Annotated in this window: 18 protein-coding genes; 6 read left to right on the top strand and 12 right to left on the bottom strand. The window is 53.1% G+C overall.

The features are described 5' to 3' along the window. Window positions 1-50: 50 nt before the first annotated feature. The 5 genes from argF (at window position 51) to KDD30_RS01605 (ending at window position 4,385) form a co-directional block, all read left to right on the top strand. A complete protein-coding gene (argF, locus tag KDD30_RS01625) occupies window positions 51-1,055 on the top strand; it encodes an ornithine carbamoyltransferase (RefSeq protein WP_211647086.1) in 1,005 nt (334 codons plus the stop codon). Between the two features lie 263 nt (window positions 1,056-1,318). Next, window positions 1,319-2,248: an aspartate carbamoyltransferase gene (gene pyrB, locus KDD30_RS01620; protein ID WP_211647085.1), complete on the top strand. Its 930-nt coding sequence runs from the start codon at window positions 1,319-1,321 to the stop codon at window positions 2,246-2,248. Window positions 2,249-2,262: 14 nt separating this feature from the next. Beyond that, the gene (pyrI, locus tag KDD30_RS01615; protein ID WP_211647084.1) at window positions 2,263-2,727 is read left to right on the top strand and encodes an aspartate carbamoyltransferase regulatory subunit; all 465 of its coding nucleotides are present in this window, start codon (window positions 2,263-2,265) and stop codon (window positions 2,725-2,727) included. 197 nt (window positions 2,728-2,924) lie between these two features. Next, the gene (locus tag KDD30_RS01610) at window positions 2,925-3,890 is read left to right on the top strand and encodes a serine protease (protein ID WP_211647083.1); all 966 of its coding nucleotides are present in this window, start codon (window positions 2,925-2,927) and stop codon (window positions 3,888-3,890) included. Between the two features lie 105 nt (window positions 3,891-3,995). Next, a complete protein-coding gene (locus KDD30_RS01605) occupies window positions 3,996-4,385 on the top strand; it encodes a RidA family protein (protein WP_211647082.1) in 390 nt (129 codons plus the stop codon). A 216-nt stretch (window positions 4,386-4,601) separates the two neighbouring features. Here KDD30_RS01605 and idi read toward each other — a convergent pair whose 3' ends face one another. The 8 genes from idi to nudF all read right to left on the bottom strand — a co-directional run bounded on the left by idi (window position 4,602) and on the right by nudF (window position 12,957). Next, the gene (gene idi / locus KDD30_RS01600; protein WP_211647081.1) at window positions 4,602-5,129 is read right to left on the bottom strand and encodes an isopentenyl-diphosphate Delta-isomerase; all 528 of its coding nucleotides are present in this window, start codon (window positions 5,127-5,129) and stop codon (window positions 4,602-4,604) included. A gap of 95 nt (window positions 5,130-5,224) precedes the next feature. Beyond that, window positions 5,225-5,944, bottom strand: coding sequence for a 1-acylglycerol-3-phosphate O-acyltransferase (locus KDD30_RS01595; RefSeq protein WP_211647080.1), 720 nt, complete (start codon window positions 5,942-5,944; stop codon window positions 5,225-5,227). A 162-nt stretch (window positions 5,945-6,106) separates the two neighbouring features. Beyond that, a complete protein-coding gene (parC, locus tag KDD30_RS01590) occupies window positions 6,107-8,374 on the bottom strand; it encodes a DNA topoisomerase IV subunit A (protein WP_211647079.1) in 2,268 nt (755 codons plus the stop codon). A 69-nt stretch (window positions 8,375-8,443) separates the two neighbouring features. After that, the gene (gene parE / locus KDD30_RS01585; protein WP_211647078.1) at window positions 8,444-10,333 is read right to left on the bottom strand and encodes a DNA topoisomerase IV subunit B; all 1,890 of its coding nucleotides are present in this window, start codon (window positions 10,331-10,333) and stop codon (window positions 8,444-8,446) included. A 120-nt stretch (window positions 10,334-10,453) separates the two neighbouring features. Continuing rightward, entirely contained in the window at window positions 10,454-11,032 is a 579-nt protein-coding gene (gene yqiA, locus KDD30_RS01580; RefSeq protein ID WP_211647077.1) for an esterase YqiA, read from the bottom strand. Beyond that, on the bottom strand, window positions 11,032-11,856 hold the full coding sequence (gene cpdA, locus KDD30_RS01575) for a 3',5'-cyclic-AMP phosphodiesterase (RefSeq protein ID WP_211647076.1): 825 nt from the start codon (window positions 11,854-11,856) through the stop codon (window positions 11,032-11,034). The genes yqiA and cpdA overlap by 1 nt, the downstream gene beginning before the upstream one ends. A gap of 28 nt (window positions 11,857-11,884) precedes the next feature. Further along, entirely contained in the window at window positions 11,885-12,316 is a 432-nt protein-coding gene (locus KDD30_RS01570; RefSeq protein WP_211647075.1) for a DUF1249 family protein, read from the bottom strand. Further along, on the bottom strand, window positions 12,313-12,957 hold the full coding sequence (gene nudF / locus KDD30_RS01565) for an ADP-ribose diphosphatase (protein WP_211647074.1): 645 nt from the start codon (window positions 12,955-12,957) through the stop codon (window positions 12,313-12,315). The genes KDD30_RS01570 and nudF overlap by 4 nt, the downstream gene beginning before the upstream one ends. A 394-nt stretch (window positions 12,958-13,351) precedes the next feature. Between nudF and tolC the strand changes: the two genes are divergently transcribed. Next, window positions 13,352-14,647: an outer membrane channel protein TolC gene (gene tolC / locus KDD30_RS01560; RefSeq protein WP_211647073.1), complete on the top strand. Its 1,296-nt coding sequence runs from the start codon at window positions 13,352-13,354 to the stop codon at window positions 14,645-14,647. Window positions 14,648-14,887: 240 nt separating this feature from the next. Here tolC and KDD30_RS01555 read toward each other — a convergent pair whose 3' ends face one another. The 4 genes from KDD30_RS01555 to KDD30_RS01540 form a co-directional block, all read right to left on the bottom strand. Continuing rightward, window positions 14,888-15,397: an N-acetyltransferase gene (locus KDD30_RS01555; protein ID WP_211647072.1), complete on the bottom strand. Its 510-nt coding sequence runs from the start codon at window positions 15,395-15,397 to the stop codon at window positions 14,888-14,890. 505 nt (window positions 15,398-15,902) lie between these two features. Further along, window positions 15,903-17,333, bottom strand: a complete 1,431-nt coding sequence (gene hldE / locus KDD30_RS01550; RefSeq protein ID WP_211647071.1) for a bifunctional D-glycero-beta-D-manno-heptose-7-phosphate kinase/D-glycero-beta-D-manno-heptose 1-phosphate adenylyltransferase HldE — start codon at window positions 17,331-17,333, stop codon at window positions 15,903-15,905. A gap of 86 nt (window positions 17,334-17,419) precedes the next feature. Continuing rightward, entirely contained in the window at window positions 17,420-20,278 is a 2,859-nt protein-coding gene (gene glnE, locus KDD30_RS01545; RefSeq protein WP_211647070.1) for a bifunctional [glutamate--ammonia ligase]-adenylyl-L-tyrosine phosphorylase/[glutamate--ammonia-ligase] adenylyltransferase, read from the bottom strand. 319 nt (window positions 20,279-20,597) lie between these two features. After that, the gene (locus KDD30_RS01540) at window positions 20,598-22,196 is read right to left on the bottom strand and encodes a methyl-accepting chemotaxis protein (protein ID WP_211649439.1); all 1,599 of its coding nucleotides are present in this window, start codon (window positions 22,194-22,196) and stop codon (window positions 20,598-20,600) included. Window positions 22,197-22,266: the final 70 nt, after the last annotated feature.

Raw genomic sequence — 22,266 nt, 5'->3', positions numbered from 1 at the left:
ATAACACTGCGATTCAGTGTTCGCTGAAGTCATGAACACGAGGACAAGCTATGGCATTTAATCTGCGCAACCGGAATTTTCTCAAGCTGCTGGATTTCACTTCACAAGAAATCGGGTATCTGCTGTCTCTTTCCGCAGAGCTGAAAAAAGCCAAGTACGGTGGTTTCGAGCAACCCCAGCTGACGGGTAAAAACATCGCGCTGATTTTTGAGAAGTCCTCCACCCGGACCCGATGCGCCTTTGAAGTTGCAGCTTTTGATCAGGGCGCACGCGTGTCTTACCTGGGCCCTTCGGGCAGTCAGATCGGGCACAAGGAATCAATGAAAGATACCGCACGCGTGCTGGGTCGCATGTATGACGGCATCCAGTACCGTGGTTTTGGTCAGTCGGTTGTGGAAGAACTGGGGAAATACGCGGGTGTACCGGTCTGGAATGGTCTGACCGATGAGTTTCATCCCACCCAGATTCTGGCCGATTTTCTGACCATGCAAGAGCACAGCACCGGAAAAAATTTACAGGACATCAAGTTCGCCTATCTGGGCGATGCGCGAAACAATATGGGCAACTCTCTGATGGTCGGCGCCGCCAAAATGGGGATGGATATCCGTCTGGTGGCGCCGAAAGATTACTGGCCTGAAGCCGAGCTGGTCAGTCAGTGTCAGGCGATTGCCAAAGAGACCGGCGCCCAAATCACCCTGACCGAATCCGTTGAGGAAGGCGTTCATGGCTGTGATTTCCTGTATACCGATGTGTGGGTTTCTATGGGCGAAGCAGCTTCAGCCTGGGATCAACGGGTCAAAACCATGCTGCCTTACCAGATCAACACTCAGGTGCTTCAGGCCACCGGTAATCCTAAAGTGAAATTCATGCACTGCCTGCCTGCTTTTCATAACGACGAAACCAGTGTCGGTAAGGAAGTCGCCGAGAAGTATGGGCTTTCCGGTCTGGAAGTGACAGAAGACGTGTTTGAGTCGGAACACTCGATTGTCTTTGATCAGGCAGAAAACCGGATGCACACGATCAAAGCTGTGATGGTCGCCACGCTGGGCAGTTAATCCGCCAAGCCAGCAGGCAAACGCTTGCGCCCCGGGTAAATGACGGTATAATCCTCCGCAATTTGTCCAGCGAGAGCAAAAAATGGCCCCAAACGCACTGCACAATCCGTTGCGATGCCGCCGGTTGACGGCGAGCGATGCCGTTTTTGTTTCTCCGGATCTGAATCCAGAAGCCTCCTGATCTCAGGGGGCTTTTTTTTGCCTGCACGTCAGGTGAGACAGATTTGCAGCAACTCGTTCCAGCCTAAAAGAGGGAAAGCGTCATGGCGAATTCGCTATACCATAAGCACATTATTTCAATCCCCGAGCTTAGTCGCAGCGAACTCGAGCTTATCGTGGAAACGGCAACCCAGCTGAAGAAAAGCCCGAATCCTGAGCTGTTGAAACACAAGGTCATTGCCAGTTGCTTCTTCGAGCCATCAACCCGGACCCGTCTGTCTTTCGAAACCGCCATTCAGCGGCTGGGCGGCAGCGTGATTGGCTTTGACAGCGGCGGTAATACCTCACTGGCCAAGAAAGGCGAAACCCTGATTGACTCTGTGCAGGTCATCACCTCTTATGTGGATGCCTTCGTTATGCGCCACCCGCAGGAAGGTGCGGCCCGTCTGGCCTCCGAGTTTTCCGGTAAAGTGCCGGTGATCAATGCCGGTGATGGTGCCAATCAGCATCCGACGCAGACTTTGCTGGATCTGTTCAGTATTGCCGAAACACAAGGCCGTCTGGATAACCTCAATGTCGCCTTTGTCGGTGATTTGAAATATGGCCGCACCGTGCACTCGCTGACGCAGGCTCTGTCAAAATTCAACAACATCCGCTTTTTCTTCATCGCCCCGGAAGCGCTGGCGATGCCGGATTATATCTGCGAAGAACTGGACGATGCCGGGATTCAGTACAGCCTGCACACCCAAATGGAAGATGTGATCCCGGAGCTGGACGTGTTGTACATGACCCGCGTGCAGAAAGAACGCTTCGATGAATCCGAGTATGCCCATATGAAAGCGGCTTATATTCTGAATGCGGACATGCTGGCCAATGCGCGTGCCAATCTCAAAGTCCTGCATCCGCTGCCACGGGTGGATGAGATCACGACAGATGTGGATAAAACCCCGCACGCATACTACTTCCAGCAGGCGGAGAACGGCGTCTATGCCCGCCAGGCGCTGCTGGCCCTGGTCCTGAACGAAACAATTTAAGCAGGAGACCCATCATGACAAAAGATACTCAGCTTCAGGTCGAAGCCATTAAAAATGGCACTGTCATTGACCACATTCCTGCCAACATCGGCATCAAAGTGCTGCGGTTATTTCAACTGCACGAAGCTTCAGAACGCGTCACCATTGGTTTGAATCTGCCGTCTTCCGCGCAGGGCACCAAAGATCTGATCAAAATTGAAAACGTGTTCCTGAATGAGGAACTGGCCAATCAGCTGGCGTTATATGCGCCGAATGCGACCGTCAATCAGATTGAAGACTATCAGGTTGTGAAGAAACTGACGCTGTCGCTGCCCGATCAAATCCATGCCATTTTCAAATGCCCGAACTCCAACTGTATTACCCATAACGAACCCGTCGACAGTAGCTTCAAAGTACTGACGAAGCGTGAAGAAGTTCGCCTGAAATGTAAATACTGCGAGAAAGTCTTTGCCCGCGATATCGTGACCGATTACCACTAATCCCCCGGTTTCCCGGATGGCAAAACTGAGAATGCCGACTCAGCCCTGAGTCGGCTTTATTGTTTTTCAAGCTTTCTCCCGCACACGCCCGCCGTTCTCAGTTCAACAACAATTGCGCCTGTCCCCGCTCACTAGACTCAGGAAAACAGCACGTGATTCGTCCTGTTTTCATCAAAAGCTCGTTTCGGGGACATTGCATGAGTTTGAATGCGCAGTTTTGTCGCCGGTTGCTGAAATTTCAGGCCGGTCAATCTCTGGTCGTGGGACTGGTCATCTTCCTGACCAGTTGTATCACGGCCAATGGCGACGTCACGCAGGCGCCGTCCCACGCCGCCAACCGGCAAGTGGTCATTGGCGTACCGGTTTTACTGGGTGGTTTTGGCTCTGCCGTACCCATTACGCCCCAGCTTCAGGTCACGGCCAAGCACGTCGCTCGGTATGCCTGGAACCGGGATGTGATTTATCACCCGCTCTGCGATCTGGCCCTGATCCGAGCCGATTCAGCCACCATCCCGACCTGGGGGCTGATTTATCCCGATCAGCCGGTTACCCATCTGGGTCACTCTTTGCTGGGCACCAGCATTCAGGGACAGGGGAAATATCTGCAGGATGTGATTGATACCAACACCAAATGTCTGTATTCGCTGAGTGATGCGCCAGTGATGTCCGGCATGAGCGGCGGCCCGGTTTTCAATCAGGCAGGCGAAGTGGTTGGGATCACCGTGGCCATCGTCAATAATCCGGAAGATCTGCGTAACTTAAGGGCAGCAGACCGCTACAGCCAGTTTGTTCCTGCCACCCTGATCTTCGACTGGCTGGCAGAGCTGGGGATCAGTCCGACCGCAGCCAATGACGCACTGGCGGGTATCCAAGTGTCGAATTATGTCCGCCAGATCAACCGGCATACGGATGTCCCGGACAAGCTGGGCCTGCCCCGCGATACACAGGCACGGCAAAACGTCACGGGCGTCGCACCATTTGCAGGCACGCACAATACGCCATCGCCATTGGGGAGTTTCCAGACCCCGGTGTCTGGCACTTTTCCCGCCACGGAAGAAGAGCAGAATGACATAGCCCTGAAGCAGACCCAGCCCGTTATTTATCAGAGCCAGTCACCTCCGGAGATGATTCAGAACATGAATAATGACCCGGCATTTCGTTAGCGTCAGCGGGCCTTTTCCACTCGGGTCCGCAAACCTTTTGACCTGCCCGAAAAGCCGTTGCAAACTAGGGTCTTTCTTCCCGAATAAAGCCAATAAGGATCGAAGATGACTCAAGTACTGCACACCGACAAAGCTCCTGCTGCCATTGGCCCTTACGTACAGGGCGTAGATCTGGGCAACATGGTTCTGACTTCAGGCCAGATCCCAGTGAATCCGGCCACAGGTGAAGTGCCGGAAGATATCGCCGCGCAGGCACGTCAGTCGCTGGAAAACGTGAAGGCTGTGGTTGAATCTTCAGGCCTGAAAGTCTCTGATATCGTCAAAATGACGGTGTTTGTGAAAGATCTGAATGATTTTGGCACTGTGAACGAAGTGTATGGCCAGTTCTTTGACGAGAACCATGCGCCATATCCGGCACGCTCTTGTGTTGAAGTGGCACGTCTGCCAAAAGATGTGAAAATTGAAATTGAAGCGATTGCAGTGCGTAAAGCCTGATTCATACCAATCAAAGTAAGTCAGTGATCAAAAATAGCGCAGAAAAAATGTTTGAGAACAAGGCAGATTTTTTAGATAAGTAGTTATTTTACAATCAAAAAATTTAACGCAGTGATCGAACATTTTAACAAGCTAGGATGACCAGTTATTGACTGCGATTGGTATCACTTCCTGAAGGCGGGTTTCCCGCCTTCATCACCCGCCATGGCCAGCACCTCAGAATGAGGCCAGTGTCCTGCGAAAGACTTCTGCAAACCAGGCCGTAAATACCTCTGGCGTTTGAGTTAACCGGGCCGACAATTCTGCTTCCGGCCACCAGCGATACGCCATCACTTCATTGGGATTAGGCACAATAGCCGGATCGGCATGCGCCACCAGCACATGATCCAGCTCATGCTCGACCAGATCATTATCCAGCGCTGCCCGATAGATAAAACGGGCGATCTCATCAAACTCACGCACGCTGGTGATCCCCATTTCCTCACCCAGTCTGCGTGTCGCAGCCTGTTGCAGGCTTTCGCCTTCACGCGGATGCGAACAACAGGTATTGGTCCACAGCCCGCCGCTGTGGTACTTCCCCAGCGCCCGCTGATGCAACAGAAATTCGCGACCTGACGGGGTCTCACGATACAACAGCACCGAAAAGGCCAGATGAAGTGCGCCATCACGGTGTGCCTGCATTTTTTCAGCCAGGCCACGCGGTTCACCGTCCTGATTGACTAATATCACATATTCCCGGCTCATCGCTTACCCTCCGACCACGCACTGCTGTGCGCTAAAAACAAAGACAGGCCATAACGGCCTGTCTTCCTGACAATCTGGTTTCAGTGTATCCCTGATTATGAACGTGACGCAGCCTCGGCATTCAAGTCATCCAGCTTTGCGACCATCAGATCCCGGCAGCGTACAGACAAATCACGGACATCCTCTTTGGTCATGCCTTCCGTCTGAACCGGCGGCATCACCTCAACAATGACCACACCATTGTTCCAGCGATTCAGCTTCACATGTTCCGTGCTGCTGCACACAATCGGCACCACGGGCACGCCAGCACTGATCGCAGCATGAAATGCACCGGTTTTGAACGGCAGCAAGCCACGACCACGAGAGCGGGTGCCTTCCGGGAACATCCACACCGATACATTGCGATCTTTAATTTTTTCAACGACCTGGCTGATCGTCCCCATCGCTTTGCTGCGATTGGCGCGGTCAATCAGAATGTTCCCTGTCAGCCAGTACAGCTGGCCGAACAATGGCATCCACAGCAGGCTTTTCTTACCAACCGTCACGGTACGCGGCAAGACAGCCCCGGAAATCGTGAACAGATCATAATTGTTCTGATGGTTACCGATATGAATGCTCGGACCCACTTCTCTGGCCGAGTCGGCCACACGTAATTCCAGCTTGATACCGAGGATCCGCGACATTTTAGCGAATAACAGGGCAAACGTGTGAACATGTTTTGGGTTTCTCGGACTCAGCAGGCAATAACCGCACCCGAATACAAACATGACGATGGCAAACAACGCAATGGCCACCAGTCGAAATACAGCAATCATCAAACTCTCCTCAGCGTACAAGCGTGCGCTAGTATACTCAGTCAATAGGAAATTACACCCAAAAAACCGCTTTTTTATCCGATTCTGACACCAGTTCAAACACCCCGAAAAACAAAACAGGCCTCAAATTTGAGGCCTGTTCAATGGATGTGACTGAAGCGATCAACTGTCGTCGCTGTCCTGGGCCGGTCGTGCCATCTCATAGCTGGTCACACGCTGCAGACCACGTGGCAGCATGGCGCCACGGCGACCGCGCTCACCGTAGAAGTTCTCCAGATCGGCTGGCTTCAGCCCCAGCTTGCGCTTCCCGGCATACAGCGTCAGCTCACAGCCCGCAGGCAGCACCAGCAGGTGCGACAGGAACTCTTCCCTTGCTTTGGCACGAGCGGAAGGAATATTGATAATCTTGTTTCCTTTCCCTTTACCCAACTGCGGCAGATCCTGAATCGGGAAGATCAGCATCCGACCTTCATTGGTGATCGCCAGCACCAGATCATGTTTCAGATCCGTAATCGGCTGCGGCGGCATCACTTCGCATTCCGCAGGTACGGTCAGCAGGGCTTTACCGTTACGATTTTTGGAAATCATGTCGCTGCCTTTGCAGACGAAACCATAACCCGCATCCGACGCCATCAGCCAGTATTGCTCTTCTTCTGACATCAACACCTGACGAACACTGCTGCCTGCAGTGATATTCAGGCGTCCGGTGATCGGTTCACCCTGGCTCCGGGCCGATGGCAGTGTATGCGACTCCAGCGCATAGCTGCGCCCATCGCTGCCAATGAAGACCGCAGGCTGATTGCTCTTGCCCCGTGCATGGCTCAGATAACTGTCGCCAGACTTGTAGTTCAGGCTGCTCGGATCCACTTCATGCCCTTTGGCATGACGGATCCAGCCTTTGTCAGACAGCACGACAGTAATCGCTTCACTTGGGATCAGTTCGCGTTCTGTCATGGCTTTGGCTTCTGCACGCTCTACCAGTGGTGAGCGACGCTCGTCCCCGTATTTCTCGGCATCCGCCAGAATTTCTTTCTTCAGCAGCGTGTTCATCCGGCGCTCGGAGCCCAGCAGTTGCTCCAGCTTCTCACGCTCTTTGTTCAGCTCATCCTGTTCGCCGCGAATCTTGATTTCTTCCAGTTTGGCTAACTGGCGTAATTTGATCTCAAGAATCGCTTCCGCCTGGGTCGCACTCAGACCAAAACGGCTCATCAGTACGGCTTTCGGCTCGTCCTCGGTGCGGATAATCTCAATCACTTCATCAATGTTGAGATAGGCCACCAGCAAACCTTCCAGAATGTGCAGACGGGCCAGCACTTTGTCCAGACGATGCTGCAGACGACGGCGAACCGTGTCGCGACGGAACGTCAGCCATTCAGACAGAATGGTCACCAGACCTTTCACCTGCGGACGACCATCCAGCCCCAGCATGTTCAGGTTCACACGGTAGCTTTTTTCCAGATCCGTAGACGCAAACAGATGCGCCATCAGCTGTTCACAATCCACCCGGTTTGATTTCGGCACAATGACGATTCGGGTCGGGTTCTCATGATCCGACTCATCCCGCAGGTCATCGACCAGCGGCAGTTTCTTGGCCCGCATCAGTCCGGCGATCTGTTCCAGCAATTTCGAACCGGACACCTGATGTGGCAGCGCAGTAATGATGATTTCACCATTGTCTTTGCTCCACACGGCACGCATTTTCACGCTGCCTTTCCCGGTGCGGTAGATCTTTTTCAGATCATCTTTGGCGGATGTGATCTCAGCTTCTGTCGGATAATCCGGACCTTTCACAAAGCCCATCAGATCATCCAGCTCAGCCTGTGGATTTTCAATCAGATGCACCACAGCATCGGCCACTTCACGGGCATTATGCGGCGGAATGTCCGTCGCCATGCCCACAGCAATCCCCGTCACACCATTGAGCAGAATATGCGGCAGACGTGCAGGCAACGTCAGGGGCTCTTTCATGGTGCCATCGAAGTTCGGCCCCCACTCCACAGTACCCTGACCCAGCTCACTGAGCAGCACTTCAGAGAATCGGGACAGGCGCGATTCGGTATAACGCATCGCTGCGAACGATTTCGGATCATCCGGCGCACCCCAGTTCCCCTGACCATCGACCAGCGGATAGCGGTAAGAAAACGGCTGCGCCATCAGAACCATGGCTTCATAACAGGCCGAGTCGCCATGCGGGTGGTATTTACCCAGCACGTCACCCACGGTCCGGGCCGATTTTTTATACTTGGCTGTGGCACTCAGGCCCAGCTCTGACATCGCGTAAATAATCCGGCGCTGAACCGGTTTCAGGCCGTCACCAATAAATGGCAGGGCCCGGTCCATGATTACGTACATGGAGTAATTCAGATAGGCATCTTCCGTAAACTTACGCAGCGGGAGCTGTTCGATACCTTCCATTGAGACATCAGTCATGGTGGCTAAAATCCGTGTCTTTGCTCTGCCGGGATCGCCCGGCAGAGATCAATCTTGAATGGGCGAGGCTCAGACTTCTACGTCGGCCAGATCACCTTTGCTCTGCAGCCAGCTACGGCGGTCTTCTGAACGCTTCTTACACAGCAGCATATCCATCATCTGGGTGGTCTGCTCATCATCATCAATGGTGAGCTGAACCAGACGCCGGGTATTCGGATCCATGGTGGTTTCACGCAACTGCATCGGGTTCATCTCGCCCAAACCTTTAAAGCGCTGCACATTCACTTTGCCGCGCTTGTTGCTGAGACGATCCAGAATGCCTTCTTTCTCGGCTTCATCGAGGGCGTAATACACCTCTTTCCCCAAATCGATCCGGTACAGCGGCGGCATTGCAATGTAGACATGTCCGGCACGGACCAGCGATTCGAAGTGCTTCATGAACAAGGCGCACAGCAGGGTGGCAATGTGCAGACCATCGGAGTCCGCATCGGCCAGAACGCAGATTTTACCGTAACGCAGGCCGCTGAGATCGTCGCTGTCCGGGTCAATGCCCAGCGCAACCGAAATATCATGCACTTCCTGAGAAGCCAGCACCTGATCGGCAGACACTTCCCAGGTATTCAGGATCTTACCGCGCAGCGGCATGATAGCCTGAAAATCACGGTCACGGGCTTGCTTGGCCGAGCCGCCTGCCGAGTCACCCTCGACCAGGAAGAGTTCGGTTCTGCTGAGGTCCTGCTGCGAACAGTCTGCCAGTTTGCCGGGCAGTGCCGGGCCGCTGGTGACTTTCTTCCGCACCACTTTTTTGCTGGCACGCATCCGGCGATGGGCGTTCGCAATACAGATTTCCGCCAGTTGCTCGGCAATTTGCGGACGCTCATTCAACCACAGGCTGAAGGCATCTTTCACCACACCCGAAACAAAGGCCGCGCACTGACGCGACGACAGGCGTTCTTTGGTCTGACCGGCAAACTGCGGATCCTGCATTTTCACCGACAGCACGTAAGCACAGCGTTCCCAGATATCCTCAGCCGTCAGCTTCACGCCACGCGGCAGCAGGCTCCGGAATTCGCAGAATTCACGCATGGCATCAAGCAGACCCTGACGTAAGCCGTTCACGTGGGTACCGCCCTGCGCCGTTGGGATCAGGTTCACGTAGCTTTCAGTGATGAGCTCACCGCCTTCCGGCAGCCACACCACCGCCCAGTCTGCCGCTTCCGTCTGACCGGAAAACACACCGGTAAAGGGAGCTTCAGGCACCAGCGGATAATCTTTGACGCCTTCATACAAATAATCGTTCAGGCCATCTTCGTAGCACCAGCGCAGTGTTTCATCGGTGTTTTTGTCTGTGAAGACGATTTCAAGCCCGGGACAAAGGACAGCTTTGGCTTTCAGCACGCTTTTCAGGCGGCTGAGCGAGAATTTCGGGCTGTCAAAGTACTGACCATCCGGCCAGAAATGCACACGGGTGCCTTTGGCGCGACGGCCGCAGGTGTCAATCACCTCCAGCTCGCTGACTTTATCGCCATGCTCAAAAGCAATCTGATAAACCTGGCCGTCACGTTTCACGGTGACTTCCACCCGCTTCGACAGGGCGTTCACCACGGAGATACCGACCCCGTGCAGACCCCCGGAAAACTGGTAGTTTTTATTGGAGAATTTACCGCCGGCATGCAGTTTACACAGGATCAGTTCAACCCCGGAAACCCCTTCTTCAGGGTGAATATCGACCGGCATCCCCCGCCCGTCATCAATCACTTCCAGTGACTGATCTGCGTGCAGGATGACTTCGACTTTCCTGGCATGGCCAGCCAGGGCTTCATCGACACTGTTGTCGATCACTTCCTGACCCAGGTGGTTAGGCCGTGCCGTATCGGTGTACATGCCGGGACGACGGCGAACCGGCTCAAGGCCGTTCAGAACCTCAATGGCTCCGGCGTTATAGCTTTGGTCTGTCATAGATTCGGAAAGTTACGAGAAAATGTTGCCACAATAGTCAGTAACCTCAGCCTTGATGTCAAGCTGAGGCTCGCTGAGACCAGATAAACAAAGTGTGCCGAAGCACACACTGAAAAACAGTTATAAACCTAAAAAGCGGACAATATCGGCGGGATAACGATTAAATCCGATGAAACTGTGATCCCCTTCCGGTTCTACCATCTTCAGACAGGCTGCGTATTTTTCAACCGCCTGACGGTAGTCCAGCACTTCATCCCCTTCCTGCTGCAAAAGCCACAGCAGTTCAGGATGATTCAATCCGGCAATGTCCAGTGCTTTCAGTTCATCCATATGATGCGGCATCAGAACATAGGTTTCCCCCGTATATGGGTTCACCTGCTCCCCCAGATAATCCATCAGTAATTCAAACGGCCGGACCGCAGGATTCACAAGCACTGCCGGCAACTGATGACGCTGGCTCAGCCAGGTGGCCAGATAGCCCCCGAGCGAGCTGCCCACCAGCCCGATGTGATGGGTGGATTTCAGTTGAGTGACCAGTGCATCAATGAAATCAGCCACCTGCGCCGGATAACAAGGCAGTTGCGGGATTTCGACTCTGATGTCCGGGCGTTCCAACTGGCAGTACGCTGCCATTTGCTGGGCTTTCAGGGACTTGGGGGAACTGTTAAAACCGTGAAGATAGAGCAGCAGTGATTTCATCAGTAACCTGCCGCATCAAACTGAGGTGAAAACGTCCGGCGACACACGCGCTCAACCTGAGTCTCGATGGCACCGTCCGGCAGAAGCGATAACCAGCGCCAGCCCGGGTTGCACTTATCCAGCGCGAAATCCTGAGAGTCCGGTTTAAACTGAATACAGGTCGATGGCGTTGCCAGAACGCGAACACCCTGATGCAGCACATCCAGTTCCTGATGAATATGACCGCACAACACGGCTTTGACCTGTGGATAGCGGGACACGACTTGCCAGAACGCATCATTGTTTTTCAACTGATGCTGATCCAACCAGCGGCTGCCGGCCGGTAACGGATGATGGTGCAGTAGCACCAGCGCATGACGGTCCGGTTCACCAGACAGCGCCTGATCCAGCATGTCCAGCTGCACCGGACTGAGTTCCCCGTGCGGCACCCCGACGACTTGGCTGTCCAGCAAAATCACCTGCCAGTGTTCGCCTGCCAGCACCTGATCACAAGATTTGATCTGTGGTGAAGGCAGCACAGTTTTCATGCTCGGCTGATCATCGTGATTACCCGGCAACCAGAAACACGGCTGCGTCCAGCGTTGGATCCCATCTGCAAAGCGCTGATAGGATTCCGGCGTATGATCCTGTGAAATATCGCCGGTTGCGATGATTGCATCAAACGGACGTGACTGGGCCGCCACCTCTTCAAGTACGGCATGGAAGCTGTCTCTGGTTGCAACTCCCAGCAGACTGCCCGTCTCATCCGAAAATAAATGAGTATCGGTCAGCTGAAGTAACAGCACACTATCTGAATTTTTTTGCGGCAGAGAGTAGGTCTGCAAAACGTCAAAACCTTGTTGAATGAAGTCGTTAATAAACCGATTGCTTACTGAGACCGTTCTTCAGGCAGTAAGCCAGCCAATCTCCCAAAAAGCGATTGACCTGATGTTTTTCATCTTTCTGGTGCATCCGCATATTGGGGTAATCATACCTTGGCTTCAAACGCGAAATCTGCTGAATGGAACACACTTCTGCCACCCTGGCATCATGGTACAAACGTACTTTGAAGGTCGGGATCAGGTATTCCGGTAAGCCGGTATCGGTCTCCATTTGCAGCTGAATCAGCGTGGTGTAGCGGGTTGATTCCAGAATACGAAGCTTATAGTCATGGTTGCCAACCTGATAGGCACACTCATCCCCCACCACTTCACTTTTTGGCAGCAATGGAAGCAACTTCGCATAATTGGTTTCATATAAACGCATGATACCTGCGAGATCGACGGTGTACCTTCTGTTGTTCACAACCCTTCCTTACCCCATTTAGCCTGTAATTGCTGATAGTGTAGCTGCAACCATTGTAGCGCAATGATGCTGGCTGCATTTTCTATTTTACCAGACACCACCCACGCATAGGCTTGTTCACGACTGACGACGTGGACACGAATATCCTCGCCTTCATCTTCAAGACCGTGAATGCCCTGAGCCAGCCGACCGTCAACACAACCGGCATACACACTCAGCGTTTCTGAGCAGCCACCCGAGCTGGACAAGTACCGGGTGATGAAGGTCATTTGGTCCACCGTCACCCCCGCTTCTTCAACCGCCTCGCGGCTGACCACGGCTTCCGCCGTCTCGCCCGGTTCAATCATGCCGGCAACGATCTCCAGCTGCCAGGGCTGGCAGTCGCCGGCCAGCGCACCAATCCGAAACTGCTCAATCAGGACCACTTCATCCCGCACCGGATCATAAGGCAGCAACGCTGCGGCATGACCGCGGTCCAGCATTTCCCGGTTCAGGGACGGGCTCCAGCCACCAGCAAACAGGCGATGGCGAAACTGAAACGCTTTTAAACGAAAAAATCCCTGATAAAGCACCGTTTCAGCAGTCACTTCGACATCACTCTGTCCAAACGTTCCCGCCAAATCCGATTGTGGTTCAGTCATCTTTCCTCTCCTTGCAGACACCCGAATGACTGGTCTGAAGCTCTTTGAGCAATGCACCATTCTTCCATTCATCCCCACAATGTGGCAATGGGTAAACTCAACTTTTTTGATAAATGTTGCAGTAATTTTTCATTACCACGCTCAATCATGCTGATTGGTGGCATGAATCAAATGTTAAACAGGAAAAGATAGATGTGAAATTTTGCTGGGCTATGATGTTAAATATTCGCTATCATTTCGACATCTGTACAAAAAGTTTGCAATTACAATCAAGTAAAAGCAGCCGATCAGGTTAAAATTGCGCAAAAAAATCACAATTGATCAGTTTCAAGCAAGGTATCATCAGGTAAACTGAACGTTGCACATAATTTGTCAGGACTCAGGAAAAGCATTCATGAAAAAATTGCTTCCGCTTTATCTCGGTCTAGCTTTGGGCGGTCTTACCCCATTTGCTTTTGCCGACGATCTTGCCGATATCTACGAACAAGCCAAACAAAACGACCCTCAGCTGCTCCGGGCCGCGGCTGATAAAGATACCGCTTTCGAAGCGATTAATTCATCCCGCAGTAATCTGTTGCCTCAAATCAATCTGAGTGCGGGACTGCAAGCCAGCCGTCTGGATTATGATGACGAAGGCTTCACCGGTGGCCTGACGCTGAGCCAATCGCTATACGACCGTGCCAGCTGGGTGAATCTGGATATCAGTGAAAAACTGGCTCGTCAGAGCGACGCCAGCTACGCGGTTGCTCAGCAGGATCTGATCCTTCGGGTCGCGAACGCCTATTTCTCTGTCCTGCGCGCAATGGATGATCTGGAGTTCGTGCGGGCAGAAAAAGCCGCCGTGGGTCGCCAGTTAGAGCAAACCAAACAGCGCTTTGAAGTCGGCCTGTCTGCCATTACTGATGTCCATGATGCACAAGCGCAGTACGACAGCGTGCTGGCTGATGAAATTCTGAAAGAAAACGCACTGACCAACAGCTACGAGAACCTGCGTGAAATTACGGGTCAGGCGCATAAAGATCTGGCCGTGCTGGATACAAAACGTTTTTCTGCCAGCAGCCCGAAAAATCAGGTCAGAACCTTGCTGGAAAATGCTGAAAGTGAAAACCTGTCACTCCTCAGCCAACGCATTTCACAAGACATCTCCCGTGACAGAATCTCACTGGCGGAGACCGGTCACCTGCCAACACTGAGCTTTGATGCGGGTTATCAGTACAACGATATGCAGCAAGGCCAGAGCAGTGATGAAGGGACGATTTCAGCCGGTATCAACCTCAAATTGCCGGTCTATACCGGGGGTCGCGTAACTTCTGAAGTGAAACAGGCTCAATACGCTTATGTTTCCGCCAGCGAGTCTCTGGAAGAAACGTATCGGGGTGTGGTGAAAAATGTCCGTGCCTTTTATAACAACATCAATGCGTCCATCGGTGCACTGAAAGCCTACGAGCAGTCCGTGATTTCTGCACGTTCCGCACTGGAAGCGACTGAAGCTGGTTTTGATGTCGGCACCCGGACCATTGTCGATGTGCTGGATGCAACCCGTCGTCTGTATGATGCCAACCGCCAGCTGGCGAATGCGCGTTATGAATACATTCTCAGCCAGCTACAGCTGAGACAAGCGGTGGGCTCTCTGAACGAGCAGGATGTGCTGGATGTCAACCAGGGCCTGATCCCAGCGAAGAAGAAATAAGTCACCTGAGTTCAGGATAAACAGGTGAGACATAAAAGCTGGTTCTGCGAGCAGATCTTTCATCCGGAAAGATTGATTGTCAAAGAACCAGCTTTAAGCAAACGCAATCACCTCGAGTTCCATATCGACATCGTGGCACTGTTCGTGATACATGCTTCTTGAATTGATGAGTCCGCCGCTTATTTCACTTCAGCGTACGCTTTACCCCATGGCTAATGCATTACGCCAGAATATACCAATCTAGATCGTAACCTTCATTCTAAACTCGCTGATTTCATGTCCCCAGAAAGTTAATTCTCTTGAGGTATGAACACAGTTGAATCCATGCTGATGATAAAACAACTTTGCAGATATATTCCCTTTCAGAACCCATAAAGAAATGCTTCTATAGCCTAAACTGCGCATTTCATGCTTCACATGATCGATTAAAATAGACCCGATTCCCTGCCGAAGAAAAAGTGGATCAATATAAATCGCAATTAACTCACCCTCTTCTCGATTCTTATCGCTATCTCTGCTCATACCAAAACAAACAAAGCCAGAAATTTTTCCTTCTGTAACAGAAGCTATTGCATGGATCTGATTATTATCAAGAATTGACTCCCAAGACTGAATCTTCTTTTCGACCGTCAGATGATCCAACATTGCCTTCGGTAGAAGCGCTTTATATGCCAGTAACCATGATCTTAAATGGAGGTTTGCGACTTCTTTGATGTCTATCGGTTCAATTTTTTTCAGTTGCGTTTTCATATGATTATTGATTGGCATAATTTGATATTGATTGATGGCAGTGCCGAAAATCAATTTAAAGAGGGTTTTGACTCACCTTCAATTTGATTGAATGATTGATAAATGTAAATTGAAGATGTTGGAGAGTAGTCACCCCATCGAATCACATCAATGAAAACACGAAGAAAAGTGAAAAAAGCGACACGGAATCAATGTTTTTTGAAATCAAAAGTAATCAAAATAAAAAAATAGAGATAATCTTAACAAAATAGAAATCGATTCAGCGCATGAGGATAAGCAGTCAATCTCTCTGTTGATTCAACAGGGAGCGATATGAACGCATCAAAATATCGTGCGATTAGGCGCTACAATGGTGTGCTAGATGTATAAAACCTGCATCACACAGCAGAAGTCCTGTAAAAACAGGCGAGATCGTCGGAGGAAAATCAATCCCAGGTGACAGCACCTGAGCCGATCTGATCAAAGCCCGGTCAGCCACACGATGGCGGCCAACCGGGCAGGTGTCTTAACCTTTGCCGCCACGAATGGCTTCAATGATTTCGGTAGTAGAGCAGCCGTCTTCAAAATTCAGCACACGCACTTCCCCGCCATTGGCAATCACTTCCTTGCCGCCCGCAATCTGCTCTGGCTTGTAGTCACCGCCCTTCACCAGTAAATCCGGCAGAATTTCGCTGATCAACCGCTGTGGGGTCTCTTCAGCAAAAGGAACCACCCAGTCCACTGCGCCCAGTCCGGCAAGTACCGCCATACGGCGATCTTCCGGATTGACCGGACGCCCCGGCCCTTTCAGGCCACGCACGGAACGGTCGGAGTTCACGGCAACAATCAGGCGATCGCCCAGTTTCGCCGCTTCCGTCAGATAGGCCACATGACCGGCATGCAGAATGTCGAAACACCCGTTGGTCATCACGACTTTCTCACCACGGGCTTTTGCTGCCAGAACCGCTTGTTTGAGCTGGCTTTCCGCCATCACGCCAAAGCCACTGTCCTGACTGCCGTGGACGGCATTGGTCAGCTCGATCGTCGACAGGGTCGAAGTTCCCAGCTTCCCAACCACAACGCCAGCCGCAGCATTCGCCAGTTTGCAGGCATCAGACAGGGATTTCCCGGCAGCCAGAGAAGCAGCCAGCACCGAAATCACCGTATCGCCCGCACCTGTCACGTCATAGACTTCTTTCGCCTGAGTCGGCATGTGCAATGGCTCCTGGCCTTTTTGCAACAGCGTCATGCCATGCTCACTGCGAGTCACCAGTAAGGCTTCCAGTTCAAACTGGTCTATCAGCGCCAGGCCTTTCTCAACCAGTTCTTCATCGGTTTTCGCTTTGCCTGCCACCGCTTCGAATTCAGACAGGTTCGGCGTCAGCATGGTCGCACCACGGTAACGCTCAAAATCCGTCCCTTTCGGATCAATCAAGACTGCAACGCCGTGCCGACGACCCAGTTCGATCATCGCACGCACGTGTTCCAGTGCACCTTTGGCATAATCAGACAGGATCATCGCTTTGACATTCGGCAGCGACTGCTCCAGACGCGGCAGAATCAAATCGACGTCGACATCATGGAATCCTTCTTCAAAATCCAGACGGATCAGTTGCTGGCCCCGGCTCATCACACGCAGTTTCGTGATCGTTGGATAATCCGGCAGGGAGACAAAATCACAACGGACTTTCAGCGACGCCAGCTTTTCATTCAGCGCTCGGGCCGCATCGTCAATTCCGGTCAGACCAACCAGGCGCGCATGGCCGCCCAAAGCCGCAATGTTCATTGCCACGTTGGCTGCACCGCCCGGGCGTTCTTCAATCTGGTCTACTTTCACAACAGGCACAGGCGCTTCCGGTGAAATGCGTCCTGTCGGGCCAGTCCAGTAGCGATCTAGCATCACATCACCCACAACCAGCACACTGGCATGGTCATAATCAGGCAGTGTCAGTTTCATTCTTCTCTCCGGAACGGTAAAAACAGCAGAATCTTATCATAAAAGCCGGGACGGCATACACTTGGGGGCATGCCGCTGGCACCGAGTTAACAGTCAACTTCGATCTCGAAGATTTGCTGCCACAGATGCGTCACCACATCACGCTCGGCCGAAAAAGCCTGCTCGTCCACATAGGCATCCTGACCCAGCAGATTCAGACGGTGAATTTCATCGCGCAGCGTACAATAGGCCTGAATCAGTGCCATCGCCTGTGCTTCTTCCAGCACGCCACTGGCTGCCATGGTTTCGAACAGACGAATATTGTCAGACCAGCGCGACAGTTTCGGCTGGCGCGCACAATGGCGCAGTACCAGATACTGCGCCATAAATTCAATGTCAGTGATCCCGCCCGGATCCTGCTTCAGGCCAAACTGACCGGCCTTTTTCTGCCCCAGGTGCTGGCGCATTTTCTCCCGCATTTCTACCACAGCCTGACGCAAGGTCTCGGGATCGCGGGTTTGCGACAGGATCGCAGCCCGCACCTGATCAAAGCCGGGCCGGAGCACGGCATCACCATAGACCATCCGGGCACGGACCAGTGCCTGATGCTCCCAGGTCCAGGCCTCTTTCGCCTGATAATCTGCAAAGGCATCCAGCGGGCTGACCAGCAAGCCCGAAGCTCCGGAAGGACGCAGCCGCACATCGACTTCATACAGCACCCCAGACGCCGTGCGGGTCGAGAACAGATGCACAATCCGCTGAGTCAGGCGCAGATAAAACTGTCGGCCATCAATACTTTTATCGCCCGTGGTGTACACGTCTGCCGGGCAGTCATGCAAAAACACCAGATCAAGATCAGATCCGTAGCCCAGCTCAATCCCGCCGAGTTTTCCGTAGCCAATGACCCCGAATCCGGTACTGTTCCGCTCCGCCAGATGCGACGGCTCGCCATACTTGGCCACCATCTGATGCCAGGCCTGTTTGACCACGGCACCGATAATGGCTTCTGCCAGATAGGTCAGATGATCGCTGACCTTCATCAAAGGCAGCACACCGGCAATATCTGCCGCGGCGATGCGCAGCAACTGGGCCTGTTTGAACTGGCGGATGGCTTCCATCTGCTGTTCCATATCTTCTTCCGGGATCCGGGCAAGATATTCCTGTAATTCGGCCTGATACTGATCCAGCGGCACCGGATGATACAGATGTTGCGGATCCAGCAGTTCATCGAGCAGGATCGGATACTGCGCCAGCTGTTCGGCAACCATAGAACTGGCGGCACACAACCGGACCAGATGATCCAGCGCCCCCGGATGCTCACTCAGCAACTCAAGGTAGGTGGTCCGCGTGGCAATACGAACAATCAGACGCCCGACGCGTTCCAGCACCAACGCGGCATCTTCCCGGGTGACGATCCGGGAGAACACTTCCGGCATCAGCCGGGCCAGGACTTCCCGTCCACGCGGGCCAATTGTCCGTTTCGCCAGCTCATCGCGTATCCGGCCCAGCACTGTGATCTGAATGTCTGTGGCGGGCGCACCAACATCGGTCAGAATCGATGCCAGCATTTCATTATCGTCAATCAGCGTCCAGAGTTCCTGATAAGATTGTGCGGCGGTGTCATGCGTGTCTTCGTCATCGGCACCGATAATGTCCTCAAACACCTGATGAATCGCAGACATATGCTGATTCACCGCCGCAGACAGCGCGGCCCAGTCTTCATAACCCATCGCCTTGGCAAGGCGAATCTGATCCAGTGCAGTATCCGGCAGCGTTTGCGTTTGCTTATCACTCAGCGCCTGCAACAGATTTTCCAGCCGGCGCAGGAAAGCATAACCATCATGAAGCTGCGCGACCTGCGACGACGGCAATAGTCCCAGTGTATTCACCGCATCCAGCGTTGGCTGCAAGCCACGCTGACGCAGACTGGGCTCGCGGCCCCCCCGAATCAGCTGGAAGGATTGTGCAATGAACTCGACTTCACGGATGCCACCCGCCCCCAGCTTGATGTTATGGGTCAGGCCCCGGCGGCGGACTTCCGAGCTGATCATGGATTTCATCCGGCGCAACGACTGTATCGCACTGAAATCAATGTAACGGCGAAACACGAAAGGCCGCAGCATCTGGCGCAGTGCCTGATAATGCCCGGCACTTTCATCCCCCATGACTTTGGCTTTAATCATGGCGTAACGTTCCCAGTCCCGGCCCTGCTCCTGATAATAATCTTCCAGCGCAGCGTAGCTCATGACTAAGGGACCACTGTCCCCAAACGGACGCAGACGCATGTCCACCCGGTAGCAAAATCCATCCACGGTTTGCTGATCCAGTGCTTTGATCAGCCGCTGTCCCAGCCGGGTAAAGAACTGCGCATTGGCCAGACTACGGCGTCCGCCCTGAGTTTCCCCGTTTTCCGGATAGGTAAAAATTAAATCGATGTCAGAAGAGAAATTCAGCTCGCCGCCGCCGAGTTTCCCCATCCCCAGGATCAGCATTGGCTGAGGCTCACCCTCGGCATTACATGGCGTGCCATATTCCGCACAGCATTGCGCGTACAGCCAGTGATAGGCTTCCATGATCAGGGCTTCAGCCAGTAATGACAAATGAGAGAGGCTTTGCGACAGCGTGGCCCGGCCGGTGAAATCCCGCCAGGCAATCCACACCATTTCGCGGCGCCGGAACGACCGCAGCACGCGCATGAACGCTGCTTCATCCGTCACTGTGGACAGCCATGTTTTCAGCTCACTGCGATACAGGGCTCCACGCTCATGCTCATTCAGTTGCGTTGCCAGCCAGGGCAGCAGAGCCGCATCCTGAACCAGGGAGTCCTGAATAAAATCGCTGTATCCCAGCACCTGAACAAGCTCGTCCTGTAAAGATGACGGCCATTGTTCTAAATGCTCCGGATGGGTGTTTTGCAACGTTTCCAGAGCGCGTTCGGCGGCATGTTTCAGCAGTGCATGTGTCATATCGGTTCCTTGGCAATTCATAGGGGCTGTCCACCCAACATCGCTGTGTTGCCCGGTCGTCAGAAGTGCCAGGCAGCGCCAATAATACCAATCAAAGTCAGTCAATTGTCAGAAATAGCGCAGGGGAAATGTTTGAGAACAAGGCAGATTTTTTTAGATAAGTAGTTATTCTACAATCAAAAAATCTAACACAGTGATCGAACATTTGAACAAGCTAGGATGACCAGTGATTGACTGCGATTGGTATAAGATAACGGATCAGGACAACAACGCCCACCAAAAGGCGGGCGTTGTGTCTACCGTGTCAATTTGAGATGAATCAGACGCTGAAGGCCTGTATTTTCTGCTCCAGATCGGCAGCGTGGCCTTTCATGGTGTCAGCCGTTTCCGTCAGCTCCGTCACGACCACAACAGACGCCTCCACCAGTTCCCTGACATTGTTCAGGTTCTGGTTCATTTCTTCCGCGACTGTACTTTGCTGCTCCGATGCTGACGCGATCTGGAAGTTCATGTCATTAATCCGCTGAACCTGCTCGACAATCTTATCAAGCTCGCCACCCGCGCTGGTGACCAGATCCACGCCTTCCGCCGCTTCAACCACACTTTGTTCCATCAGGCTGACCGCCTGCTTGGCACTCCCCTGCAACTGGCCAATCATGTCCTGAATTTCCACCGTTGCTGTCTGAGTTCGCTGGGCCAGATTGCGGACCTCATCTGCAACCACAGCAAATCCCCGACCGGCATCACCGGCACGGGCCGCTTCAATTGCCGCATTCAGTGCCAGCAGATTGGTTTGTTCGGAGATACCCTGAATGGTCACAATCACCGAGCCAATTTGCTCCACCCGGCTTTCCACCTGACTGACAACTTCAGCCGAAGCCCGGATATCGGTCGATAACTGATGAATTGTGGTGATGGTTTTCGCGACGAACTCTTGTCCCTGATGCGCCTGCGCCGCAGTTCCTTCGGTGGCACCGGACGCTTCACGGGCATTTTCAGCCACCGTTTGAACCGTCGACGTCATTTCACCCATTGCAGACGCCAGTTGATCGATCTCGTGGAATTCTTCCTGCGCCGACGCTTTGGTTTCCTGCATACTCAGCGACATGATATCGGCCAGCTCAGCCAGCTCTGTGGAGGCGCTACGCTGATTCCGGATAACATCGCTCAGTTGCAACCGGGTGCGTTCCAGCTCACGGGCCAGATCGCCGTATTCGTCGCGGCAGTGCATCACGACAGGTTGAGAAAAGTCCCGGTTGGCCATGCGCTGAATCGCATCGGCCAGATAATTGGTCTGACGCAGCATCAGACTGGCAGCGCCCAGAAGCAGCACCATGAAAGCCACGATCATCCCGGCGGTTTGCCAGGCCATCTGCACCAGATAAGCCTGATAATAATTGTCGGCTTCCGCGCCGGATTGTGACGCCACCAGCACCCAGCTACTGTTGCCGTCCAGCGGCACAGCGTATTCAAACCGCTGGTTGTCGCCCAGAATGAATGCCTGAGCAGACGACAATGATTTCAAAACCTGCCCAAGTTGCTGATCGGTTTGCGTGGCCGCCGATAAATCATTCAGACGCTGCGCCGCGGGGTGACCCAAAACCTGTCCATTTTCTGTTTGAATCAGATACAGATAAGCACCGTCCTGTACCTGCTGTGACGCCAGTGCAGACTGCATCAGACGAACACCGGATTCACCCTGAGTCAGCAAAGACCGATACATCTCGGCCTGACTGATCGCTTGCTCTCTGGCTTGCGCCTGCTGAATATCAACCACGGCATGATAAAAGGTACGGGCATCCCACAATTGCTTACCAATCAATAACACCGTACTGAACACCATCAGCAAGACCAGCTTGGGGACCAGCCGGAGATTACTCACTCCGCGCTCCCAAGGTTTAAACGTCATTTCGACCATCATGGATGAATCCCCTTTGTCTGAGTCAGCAGTTCGATCCTCGAACGCCTGGAGTCTGCTGCGATGGCAC

It is taken from the genome of Photobacterium sp. GJ3 (assembly GCF_018199995.1).
Classification (GTDB): domain Bacteria; phylum Pseudomonadota; class Gammaproteobacteria; order Enterobacterales; family Vibrionaceae; genus Photobacterium.
The sequence above is the reverse complement of the archived record's forward strand: the minus strand, read 5'-3'. Positions and strand labels throughout refer to the sequence as shown.

Excerpts from the sequence above, each read along its gene's own strand:
- parE (WP_211647078.1), bottom strand. The coding sequence starts at position 10,333 with ATGACAGACCAAAGCTATAACGCCGGAGCCATTGAGGTTCTGAACGGC.
- tolC (WP_211647073.1), top strand. The coding sequence starts at position 13,352 with ATGAAAAAATTGCTTCCGCTTTATCTCGGTCTAGCTTTGGGCGGTCTT.
- KDD30_RS01610 (WP_211647083.1), top strand. The coding sequence starts at position 2,925 with ATGAGTTTGAATGCGCAGTTTTGTCGCCGGTTGCTGAAATTTCAGGCC.
- pyrB (WP_211647085.1), top strand. The coding sequence starts at position 1,319 with ATGGCGAATTCGCTATACCATAAGCACATTATTTCAATCCCCGAGCTT.
- glnE (WP_211647070.1), bottom strand. The coding sequence starts at position 20,278 with ATGACACATGCACTGCTGAAACATGCCGCCGAACGCGCTCTGGAAACG.
- KDD30_RS01540 (WP_211649439.1), bottom strand. The coding sequence starts at position 22,196 with ATGGTCGAAATGACGTTTAAACCTTGGGAGCGCGGAGTGAGTAATCTC.
- pyrI (WP_211647084.1), top strand. The coding sequence starts at position 2,263 with ATGACAAAAGATACTCAGCTTCAGGTCGAAGCCATTAAAAATGGCACT.
- KDD30_RS01595 (WP_211647080.1), bottom strand. The coding sequence starts at position 5,944 with ATGATTGCTGTATTTCGACTGGTGGCCATTGCGTTGTTTGCCATCGTC.
- idi (WP_211647081.1), bottom strand. The coding sequence starts at position 5,129 with ATGAGCCGGGAATATGTGATATTAGTCAATCAGGACGGTGAACCGCGT.
- hldE (WP_211647071.1), bottom strand. The coding sequence starts at position 17,333 with ATGAAACTGACACTGCCTGATTATGACCATGCCAGTGTGCTGGTTGTG.
- KDD30_RS01605 (WP_211647082.1), top strand. The coding sequence starts at position 3,996 with ATGACTCAAGTACTGCACACCGACAAAGCTCCTGCTGCCATTGGCCCT.
- KDD30_RS01555 (WP_211647072.1), bottom strand. The coding sequence starts at position 15,397 with ATGAAAACGCAACTGAAAAAAATTGAACCGATAGACATCAAAGAAGTC.
- parC (WP_211647079.1), bottom strand. The coding sequence starts at position 8,374 with ATGACTGATGTCTCAATGGAAGGTATCGAACAGCTCCCGCTGCGTAAG.
- yqiA (WP_211647077.1), bottom strand. The coding sequence starts at position 11,032 with ATGAAATCACTGCTGCTCTATCTTCACGGTTTTAACAGTTCCCCCAAG.
- argF (WP_211647086.1), top strand. The coding sequence starts at position 51 with ATGGCATTTAATCTGCGCAACCGGAATTTTCTCAAGCTGCTGGATTTC.
- nudF (WP_211647074.1), bottom strand. The coding sequence starts at position 12,957 with ATGACTGAACCACAATCGGATTTGGCGGGAACGTTTGGACAGAGTGAT.